This window comes from Pseudomonas sp. Irchel 3E19 (assembly GCF_900187585.1).
Lineage (GTDB): Bacteria > Pseudomonadota > Gammaproteobacteria > Pseudomonadales > Pseudomonadaceae > Aquipseudomonas > Aquipseudomonas baetica.
The window spans coordinates 1-2594 of sequence record NZ_FYDT01000101.1; the positions used below are offsets into that span (position 1 = coordinate 1).

The 2594-nt window shown below is 62.0% G+C and carries 1 pseudogene; it reads left to right on the forward strand.

Going from position 1 to position 2594, the window contains the following annotated elements:
• A pseudogene (locus CKW18_RS29515) lies at positions 1-2594 on the forward strand (RHS repeat protein); the annotation flags it as partial.

Sequence of the window (2594 nt, forward strand, 5' to 3'; positions counted from 1 at the left end):
TTTGGCTGGAGCCATTCGCTGGCGCATCGGCTGGAGTTTGATGGCGATTTTGTTGTTTGGGTGGATCACGAAAATCGTCGCACTCAGTTTCCAGCGCCGAGTGTCGAGCGGCCGGCGATTCACAACAGTCTGTCGCGGGCGGCGATTTTTCTCGGGGATGAACCGCAGGAGTTGATTCTTGCGCTGGCGGGGGATGCGGCGCGGTTTTATCACTTTCGCACCGGGCGGCTGACGGCGATCAGTGATGCGTATGACAATCGATTGCGCATTTTGCGGGATCGGCAGGATCGCATTGAGCGTTTGGACAATGGCGCTGGGCGATCTCTATTACTGCGCTACGACCGCCAGCATTTGGTGGCCGTCGATTATCAGTCGTTTCAGCAGGCTGAATGGACGACTGAGCAAACCCTCGTCAGTTACCGCTACGACGCTTATCAGCACCTGATCGAAGCGTGTAATGCCGTCGGCGACAGCGAGCGCTACGACTACGACGATCAACACGTCATCCTCCAGCGCCAGTTAACCGGTGGCGCGAGTTTCTTCTGGGAGTGGGAACGGGCCGGGAAGTCGGCGCGTTGCGTGCGCCATTGGGCGTCGTTCTCGCAGATGAACACGCGTTATGTCTGGAGCGACGACGGCAGTGTTGCGGTGCATTACGTCGACGGCACCGAAGAAACCTACGTCCACGACGACCGGGCACGACTGGTGCGCAAGGTCGAGGCTGACGGTGGCGAGCACCTCAAGGCTTACGACGATCAGGGCCGATTGATCGCCGAGCAGGACCCTTTAGGCGCCATCACCGAATACCGCTACGACGATGTCGGACGGCTGATCGCGCTGCTTCCGCCGGATGACGAGCCCACGTCCTACGAATACCGCAACGGTTTCCTGCACAGCCGTTCTTGCGGCGAAGCAGTGTGGACGTATCGGCGCAATGCCCAGGGCGATGTCACCGAAGCGGTTGATCCTGACGGTCATGTCAGCCATTACCACTACGACGCCCGTGGGCAATTGCTATCGATCCGTTACCCGGACACCAGCCGCCATGTGCTGGTGTGGAACGACCTCGGCCAACTGACTGAAGAGACGCTGCCCGACGGTGGCGTGCGGCGTTTTTCCTACGATGCGCTCGGGCGACGGAGCACAACGCAGGACGAACATGGCGCGATCACGCGTCAGCATTGGGACGCCGTGGGCCGACTGGTGCATACCACGTTTGCGGGCGGGGCCACCCGCGCCTACAGCTACGGCTCATATGGTCAAGTCACGGCTGAACGCGACGAACTCGGGCGCATCACCCGCTACGAATATGACGACGACCTGCATCTGGTTTCGCGGCGGATCAACCCAGACGGCACGCGGGTGCAGTACCGCTACGACCATGCGCAACTGCTGCTCACCGAGATCGAAAACGAGTCCGGCGAAAAGTACCGTCTGGACTACACGTCCACCGGACTGATCCGACAGGAAACCGGCTTCGACGGTCGGCGCACGGCCTACGCCTATGACCTCAATGGTCACCTGCTGGAAAAGACCGAGTTCGGCGATGACGGCTCGACGTTGGTCACCGGATATGAGCGCGATACCGCCGGACGCTTGCTGATCAAAACCCTGCCGGACGGGATCAAGGTCGAATACCGCTACGACCGCCTCGGTCGTTTAACCGGCGTCGACGACGGCCAGAAACACCCACTGGCCTTCGAATACGACCTGCAGGATCGCTTGATCACCGAGCACCAAGGCTGGGGCACCCTGCGTTACACCTACGACGCCTGCGGCCAGCTCAAGCGCCAGCGTCTGCCGGACAACAGCAAGCTCGATTACCACTACGCCAAGGGCGGTGCGCTGACTGCGATCCACCTCAACGGCGCGCCACTGACGCAGCATGTCTACCGCGCCGGTCGCGAACAGCATCGCCAGCAAGGCCTGCTGCTCAGCGAATATGCCTACGACGATCAGGGCCGTTTGCTCGCCCACGCCGTAGGCCATGAGCACGCTTCGTTGTATCGGCGCGATTATGCCTACAGCGCCAACGGCAATCTGCAACACATCGCCGACACCCGCCACGGCCAGCGCACCTACGGCTACGACGCCCTCGACCGGCTGATCCGCGTCCGTCATTCGCGCGACGAACTGCCGGAGTCCTTCGCCCACGACCCGGCCGGCAACCTGCTGATGCAGGACCGCCCCGGCCCGACGCAGATAAAAGGCAACCGCCTGCTGATGCAGGGTGACCGCCATTACGACTACGACGCCTTCGGCAACCTGATTCGCGAGCGCCGTGGCACCGCGCAGAAACTCGTCACCGAATACCGCTACGACAGCCAGCACCGCCTCATCGGCCTGACCCGTCCCGACGGCAAAACCGCGACGTACCAATACGACGCCTTCGGCCGACGCATCCGCAAAACCGTCGACGGCACCACCACCGAGTTCTTCTGGCAAGGCGACCACCTCGTCGCCGAAAGCAGCCAAAGCCAGTACCGCAGCTACGTTTACGAACCCGGCACCTTCCGCCCGCTGGCGCTACTCGACGGCAAAGGCCCGAAAAAAGCCTGCCCGTTCTACTACCAGCTCGACCACCTCGGCACCCC